Raw genomic sequence first — 7,013 nt, 5'->3', positions numbered from 1 at the left:
CGCGCAGGCGTCCAGACCGGCCGAACGGGTCGGCATGCCCTTTACACGGCAGACCCCGGCGGTTTTAGAACACCAATACCCCAAAACTAACCAGCACCATCCCCCATGCACCCACGATAAGCCCGATCCACCCGCTCCCACAAAGCAACCCCACGCTCACCGCCCACCTTTTCGAGCGACCGACGCAACCGCAGCAGATTACCCCGCCGCCGCTGCGCAGACACCCCGCCCTCCGTCCCTCGATCGAAATCGATCAACCAGGCCTGCCCCCGACCATCCAGCAGAATATTGAAAGCGTTCAGATCCGCATGCCACACCCCCAACCGGTGCATAGCAGCGATAGCCGTAGCCGCAGCGTCCCAAACCGGCTCGTCCAGCAAATGCGCCAGAGGACGAACATCCGGAATCCGTTCGACGATGATTGCGGCCCGATACGTCAGCCCATCGCGCCAATAGGCCGCAGCTAGCGGTGCCGGCACACTGAGTCCCCGCTCGCGCATCATGGCCAGCAACCGATACTCCCGAAAGCTGCGTGTACGAGACTCGCCCTGCCAGAAATACGCATCCCGGCTCAACTTGGCAACCAGTCCGCCCCGGCGGTACCCACGCAGGACCCCTTGCCAGCCTTCGCCCTCGACAAACCAGGCCGCCTGACGCCCGCCGGCATCGACGGGACGGACACAATCACCATAAAACGCAGGATCAAGCAGCCGTGGATCGGGCGCGCCTAAACGAACATCACACAGCATGGCGCCCGCAGGCGGATCCTGCCAGGCCAGTCTCTGAATCCCCGATGCGTCCTGAACAAGCTCAGCCGTCACGGTTACGCATCCAATCGGCAACGCCGTAAAAAGCCTCCAACAAACGGTCGACCAACTCAGGAGACATCCCCTCGTCCTGCATCGCCCGCCCCATGCAGGCCAGCCACTGGTCACGCTCAACACGGCCGATAGAAAACGGCAAGTGACGGGCTCGCAAACGCGGATGCCCGTAGCGCTCTATGTAATAGTTAGGACCGCCAAAATAACCACAGAGGAACAAAAAGAGCTTGTCGCGGGCAGAGTCCAGACTGGGGCCGTGCACGCCCCGCAATACCGCGAAATCAGCTTCCATCTCCATCAAATCGTAAAAACGATCGACCAGCGAACGGATGGCAGGCTCGCCACCCAGAGTCTCGAACAAGGTGACCGAGGTCTCCAGCGACTCGTTCTTGGGTTGCACACGGGTAACAGTCATTGTATTTCTCGTAAAACCGGCGCGACAGCGTATCGCACCGGCGGCAAATCAGATCAGGAACGTAATCCTCGCACTTCTCCAAGCGGCTACATCGCCACCCAGCGCATCACGCCTCTCGCAGCGTCAGCAACGGCGGCGTGCGCAACACCCCGCGCAGCGCCAGCGCAGCACCGCCCCAAGCGGCCAGCATACCGACGCCCACACCGGCCAGCCACGGCCAGGCGCTCAGCGTAATCCGAAAATCGAAAACATAGGTCGATAACGCCCAGGCAATCGTGCTGGCGCCTGCAGCGGCCAACAATCCCGCCAGTCCGCCGACCGCCAACACCTCCAATCGCTGAGCCCGGGCCAACTGGTTCCGCGTCGCCCCCAGAGCGCGTAACACGGCAGCCTCACGGATACGTTCGTCCCGCGTCGCGGTCAACGCCGCAGCCAGGACCAACACGCCCGCAATCAGCGTGAAGATGAACAACAATTGCACAGCAGTGATGACCTGATCCAGCACCGACTGCAGCTGATTCAGAATCGAGCCCACATCGAAAACCGTCAAATTGGGAAACTGCCGGAGCAGCTCACGCGGCAACGCGGCTTGGTCGGCCGGCAGATGAAACGACGTAATCCAACTCTGCGGCAAACCTTCCAACGCGGCGGGGGACAGCACCGCAAAAAAGTTTACCTGCATAGAATCCCAATCGACCGTGCGCGTCCCCGATACAGTGACGTCGACCTGCTGGCCGGCGATATCAAAAGTCAGGACATCGCCCACAGACAAGCCCAGCGTCTGCGCCAACCCCGACTCCAACGATACCTCGCGCGCCGCAGGATCGAGCCAGCGGCCCTGTTCAATGCGATTCGCGGCGGGCAGCTGATCGCCATATGACAGATTGAATTCGCGATCTACAAGCCGTTTGGCCCGCGGTTCTTCGTAATCGGCCGGACCCACCGGGCGGCCATCGACGGCGACCAGACGGCCGCGGATCATCGGCCACAGCGTGGCCTTCTGTATGCCATGCGCGGTCAGGAAATCCTGCACCGGCTGGCGTTGATCAGGCTGGATATTGATCAGAAAGCGGTTAGGCGCGTCGGGCGGCAACGTGCGCTGCCACCCCGCAACCAGGTCCGTGCGCGTCATGGCCAGCAATAAAAGCGCCATCAGTCCGATGGCCAAGGCGCAGACCTGGGTGATCGTCGCGGCACGGCGGCGTACCACGCCTGCCAACGCAAAACGCAGTGCCGGCATCCCTGCAGCCAGACCGCGTAACCGCGCCAGCCCCAGCACACACAACCAAGCGACCAACGCAAACGCGCCGAACGCCCCCAGAAAGCCGCCTGCGACCACCCCGCCCAAGCGCGCATTGCCAGCAAACCACCAGATCAACAGGGCAAAGCCCACTGCGCCAAAGACATACCCAATAACACTGCGAGCCCGCAACGTATCGGCATCGCGGCGCAATACCCGAGCAGGCGGCACATGACGCAACTGTGCCAGCGATGGCAAAGCGAATCCCAGCAATAGCAAGACGCCAGTCACCAGCCCCTGCAAAGCAGGCACGCCCGAAGGCGCAGGCAATTGGGTGTCAATGAGACTGCCCAGGGCCAACACCAGCCCTTGGTGCACCGCGAACCCAATCAGGCACCCTACCGCCGAGGCGGCCAACCCGACCAATGTGAACTCCAGCACCAGCATCTGGCTGACTTGCCGTTGCACCGCCCCCAGGCAGCGCATCACCGCAATGCCGTCACGATGCCGCATCATGAATCGTCCGGCAGCCAGAGCGACCGCCACTGCAGAAATCAAGACGGCCAGCAGCGCCACCAGCGACAAAAAGCGCTGCGCGCGATCCAAGGTGCGCTGCACCTCGGGACGACCCGATTCCAACGTGGCGAGCTTCTGCCCTCGCTGCAAATGCTCGCCCAGCCACGTGGAGTACGCCGCCACAGCGTCAGGCTCACCGGCCGCCAGCAAGGCATAATCAATCCGGCTGCCCAACGTCACCAGCCCAGTCGCAGCCAAATCGTCGGACCGCATCATCACGCGCGGCGCCACGTTCACAAACTGCATTCCCCGATCCGGTTCATAAGTGATGACGCGCGCCACGCGAAACCGGCTGTCGCCCAGTCCGATCGTATCCCCGACATTGAGGCCCAGCAGCGCCAACAACTGCGCATCGGCCCATACCGTGCCTGGCGCGGGAATATCACGCGTCGCCGTTCCCTCAGTGTACGGATCATCAGCGACCCGCAAACTGCCGCGCAGGGGGTAACCCGGCTCGACCGCCTTGAGCGATACCAGTTGCGCCCCGTCGCCTGCGCTGGCCATCGACGGAAACTGCAGCGTGCGGGATACCTCCAGCCCGCGGTCGCGCGCGGCCACGATGAAATCGGCCGAAATGGGCTCGTCTGCATCGAGCAGCAGATCTGCTCCCAGCATCTGGCTGGCGTCGCGCTCCAACGCCCGGCCGACCCGGTCGGCCAGGAACCCCACACTGGTCACCGCAGCCACGGCCACGACCAAGGCCAGCACCAACAGGCGCAATTCGCCCGCGCGGGCATCGCGCATCATCATGCGAGCCCCTTGCGCCAGCGTGGCCAGGAAACGGCCTCTGCGCGGCCCGCCAGGCGGCGGCGTAATCTTGCCCGGCGCCGGGTTTGCCTGGCAACGATCCGACGGCGACGCCGAAGACGGTTGCGTATCACGCGCAGAGCCCGGCGGCTGCGCAGAAGTAGGAGAATCAGGGAAATCCATCATTCCGCAATGGTAACCAATCGCCGTTTCAATGGCCGATTGTCAGGTGAATGCCGCTATCATGCCCGCTGGGCGTAACATGCGACCGAAAACACTAGAATTCGTTCCCAACTAGGAGAAGACACTATGCGCAAGACTTGGCTTGCCGCCACGATTTTTGCCGCCTGCGCGGTAACCGCCGCACTACCCGCCGCCGCTCAGAATACGCTGAAAATGGCCTATGCCCTATCGACCTCGTCCCACTACGGGGCGGGCGCCGACGCCTTTGCCAAGTCTATCGAGGCCTCGACCGGCGGCAAATACAAGGTCCAGCAATTCGCCAATAGCGCCTTGGGCGGCGAACGCGAAGTCATCGAGGGCCTGCAGATCGGCACCATCGATCTGGCCATTGTCTCGACGGGTGCGACCTTGAACTTTGTGCCGGAAACCGGGGTGTTCGACATTCCGTTCCTGTTGCGTGACCTGCAACACGCCCGCAAAGTCCTGGACAGCCAGATCGGTCAGGACATGTTGGCCAAATTCCCCGACCGCGGCATCATTGCACTGGCATGGGGTGAGCAGGGCTTCCGCCATCTGACCAACAACGTCCGTCCGGTAAAAACGCCGGCAGACGCCAAAGGCCTGAAAATCCGCACCACGGAAAACCCCATTCACATCGCGGCTTTCCGCGCGATTGGCATTCTGCCCACGCCGATGGCGTGGCCCGAGGTTGCCACGGCCTTGCAACAAGGCACCATCGACGGACAGGAAAATCCGCTGTCGGTAATCACCTCGGCCAAGCTCTCGCAAGTCCAGAAATACCTGTCGCTGACCGGCCACGTCTACGGCCCCGCCCTGGTGCTGATGTCGCCCAACGTCTATGACAGCCTGTCGGACGAGGACAAAGCCAAATTCAAAGAGGCAGGCAAGCTTTCCGCCCAGGCCATGCGCGACTTCGTCGACAACATCGAGAAAACCGGCGTCGAACAACTGCGCAAGGAAGGCATGCAAGTCACGACTGACGTCGATCGCACTGCGTTCGCCGCCGCGGTAGAGCCCGCCTATCCCGAGTACTACAAAAAGTTCGACAAAAAGCTGATCGACGCGATCCGCGACACGAAGTAAGCCGATAGTCTCGGCCCGGCCGGGCCGCCCTGGCGGCTGCACGGCCGGCTTGCTTTTCGTTTTTCGTTTTTCCTCTCACGTCCGCATCTGGAATTCACCATGCGTATGCTCCGCCTCGCCGAACGCGGCTTGTTCAAGGCCGTATCGGTCATCGCGCAAATTTTGCTGGTCGCCTCGGCAGCGGCCGCGTTTTATCAAGTCATTGCACGCTTCATCCTGCAATCACCGGCGGACTGGAGCGAGGTGCTGACCCGCGCCTTGCTGATCTGGACCGTGCTGCTGGGCATCGCCCTGGCCTTTCGTCAAGGCGCGATGATCAGCGTCGAACTGCTGCACAATCTGCTCAAAGGCCGCAAGCAGCGCATGCTGGAACACCTCATCGCGATCATCTGCGTCGCGTTCCTGGTGTTCATCGCCTGGATCGGTGGCCAGATGACGTATCGCGTGCGTTTTCAAAATGTTCCCAGTCTGAACATCCCGATTTCCTGGATTTACCTGGCGATCCCCGTCGGCGCCTCGCTCGCCGCGATTGCGGTAGTGGCGCGATGGATACTCGGCGCCGATGAGCCCGCCCCGGTACGTAACGACGCCCAAGGCTGATTTTTCCTCATTCCTTTAGACGCATCGCATCCAGGCTTTCTGTCATGTCCCAACTAATGATTCTCACGATGCTGATCTTCTTCGGGCTCTCGGTGCCCGTAGCAGTCGCCATCGGACTGGCCAGCATCACTGGCGTATCGATCGCCGGGCTGCCGTGGCTCGTGATCGCGCAACAACTCTATGCGGCACTGGACAAATATCCCCTCGTCGCGGTTCCTTTCTTTATCCTGGCCGGCAACCTGATGGAAGCCGGCGGCATCTCGGAACGCATGGTCGAGTTCGCCAAAAGCGTGGTAGGCGGCGTCCAGGGCGGCCTGGCCTGCACGTGCGTTCTGACCTGCATGATCTTTGCCGCCGTGGCAGGCTCCAGTGTCGCGACGACCTTTGCCGTGGGCGCCATCCTGATCCCGGCCATGATACGCCACGGCTATCCCGCGCCCTTTGCCGCGTCGCTGCAGGCCAGCGCCGCCGAACTCGGCGTCGTCATTCCGCCGTCGATCCCGATGATTCTGTTCGCGGTATCCACCGATACCTCGACCGGCGAGTTATTCATCGCGGGCGTCGTGCCCGGCATCCTGATCGGCGGCGCCCTGATGCTGTACGTCTGGCTCTACGCTAAACGCAACAACCTGGGCAAACGCGATGGCGAGGGCCGGCTGCCCCTGTGGCCAGCATTCAAACGCGCCTGGCTGGCTCTGTTGATGCCCGTCATTATCCTGGGCGGCATCTACGGCGGTATCTTTACCCCCACCGAGGCCTCCGTGGTCGCGGTGATGTACGCCGTCATTGTCGGCAAATTCGTCTACGGCAAGCTCAGCTTTCGCACGCTGTCCGAGACCCTGCACCGCTCAGTCGTCTCGACCTCGGTGATCATGTTCATCATCGCGAACGCGGGCGTCTTCAGTTTCCTGCTCAACCGTGCCGGCGTACCCGATGCGTTGGGCGCCTGGCTGGCGCAGCTGTTTCATGACAAGACGGCTTTCCTGATCGGCGTGAATGCCGCCCTGTTCATGATCGGGATGTTCATCGAAACATCGGCCTCGGTCGTCGTACTGGCCCCGTTGCTGTTGCCTGTGGCCATGCAGTTCGGCATCGAACCCGTGCATTTCGGCGTCATCATGGTGGTCAACCTGGCGCTCGGCATGATTACCCCGCCCTTCGGCGTGAATCTGTTTGCTGCCTGCGCAGTGGCCAAGCTGCCGCTCGAACGCATCGTCAAACCCCTGATCCCGTTCGTACTGGTCGTGATCGCGTGCTTGATGGTGATTACGTATTGGCCAGGTTTGTCGTTGGGGTTGCGTGATTTGGTCTACACCAAGTAAATGTA

The 7,013-nt window shown here is 61.9% G+C and carries 6 protein-coding genes; 3 read left to right on the top strand and 3 right to left on the bottom strand.

From position 1 onward, the window contains the following. Positions 1 to 86: 86 nt before the first annotated feature. From ACNA0I_RS13170 to ACNA0I_RS13160, 3 genes are all read right to left on the bottom strand, one after another. The gene (locus ACNA0I_RS13170; protein ID WP_415806460.1) at positions 87 to 749 is read right to left on the bottom strand and encodes a 3-deoxy-D-manno-octulosonic acid kinase; all 663 of its coding nucleotides are present in this window, start codon (positions 747 to 749) and stop codon (positions 87 to 89) included. A gap of 61 nt (positions 750 to 810) precedes the next feature. Continuing rightward, positions 811 to 1,236, bottom strand: coding sequence for a group II truncated hemoglobin (locus ACNA0I_RS13165; protein ID WP_415806450.1), 426 nt, complete (start codon positions 1,234 to 1,236; stop codon positions 811 to 813). A gap of 106 nt (positions 1,237 to 1,342) precedes the next feature. Next, positions 1,343 to 3,802 (bottom strand): ABC transporter permease, encoded by a 2,460-nt coding sequence (locus tag ACNA0I_RS13160; protein ID WP_415806459.1) that lies wholly within the window; start codon positions 3,800 to 3,802, stop codon positions 1,343 to 1,345. A 306-nt stretch (positions 3,803 to 4,108) separates the two neighbouring features. Here ACNA0I_RS13160 and ACNA0I_RS13155 point away from each other — a divergent pair, with 306 nt between their 5' ends. The 3 genes from ACNA0I_RS13155 to ACNA0I_RS13145 all read left to right on the top strand — a co-directional run bounded on the left by ACNA0I_RS13155 (position 4,109) and on the right by ACNA0I_RS13145 (position 7,008). After that, complete coding sequence (locus ACNA0I_RS13155; protein ID WP_415806449.1) at positions 4,109 to 5,086, top strand: TRAP transporter substrate-binding protein; 978 nt, start codon at positions 4,109 to 4,111, stop codon at positions 5,084 to 5,086. Positions 5,087 to 5,185: 99 nt separating this feature from the next. Beyond that, positions 5,186 to 5,686, top strand: a complete 501-nt coding sequence (locus tag ACNA0I_RS13150) for a TRAP transporter small permease (RefSeq protein WP_415806448.1) — start codon at positions 5,186 to 5,188, stop codon at positions 5,684 to 5,686. A 44-nt stretch (positions 5,687 to 5,730) separates the two neighbouring features. Next, the gene (locus ACNA0I_RS13145; RefSeq protein ID WP_415806447.1) at positions 5,731 to 7,008 is read left to right on the top strand and encodes a TRAP transporter large permease; all 1,278 of its coding nucleotides are present in this window, start codon (positions 5,731 to 5,733) and stop codon (positions 7,006 to 7,008) included. The last annotated feature ends 5 nt before the right edge of the window (positions 7,009 to 7,013 follow it).

The organism is Bordetella muralis (assembly GCF_965139205.1).
In the GTDB taxonomy this organism is placed as follows: Bacteria; Pseudomonadota; Gammaproteobacteria; order Burkholderiales; family Burkholderiaceae_B; genus Bordetella_A; species Bordetella_A muralis.
This window is presented reverse-complemented; position numbering and strand designations above follow the sequence as displayed.

Bases quoted from the DNA above. Each gene is read 5' to 3' on its own strand.
- ACNA0I_RS13170 (WP_415806460.1), bottom strand. From the start codon at position 749: ATGCTGTGTGATGTTCGTTTAGGCGCGCCCGATCCACGGCTGCTTGAT.
- ACNA0I_RS13155 (WP_415806449.1), top strand. From the start codon at position 4,109: ATGCGCAAGACTTGGCTTGCCGCCACGATTTTTGCCGCCTGCGCGGTA.
- ACNA0I_RS13145 (WP_415806447.1), top strand. From the start codon at position 5,731: ATGTCCCAACTAATGATTCTCACGATGCTGATCTTCTTCGGGCTCTCG.
- ACNA0I_RS13165 (WP_415806450.1), bottom strand. From the start codon at position 1,236: ATGACTGTTACCCGTGTGCAACCCAAGAACGAGTCGCTGGAGACCTCG.
- ACNA0I_RS13150 (WP_415806448.1), top strand. From the start codon at position 5,186: ATGCGTATGCTCCGCCTCGCCGAACGCGGCTTGTTCAAGGCCGTATCG.
- ACNA0I_RS13160 (WP_415806459.1), bottom strand. From the start codon at position 3,802: ATGATGATGCGCGATGCCCGCGCGGGCGAATTGCGCCTGTTGGTGCTG.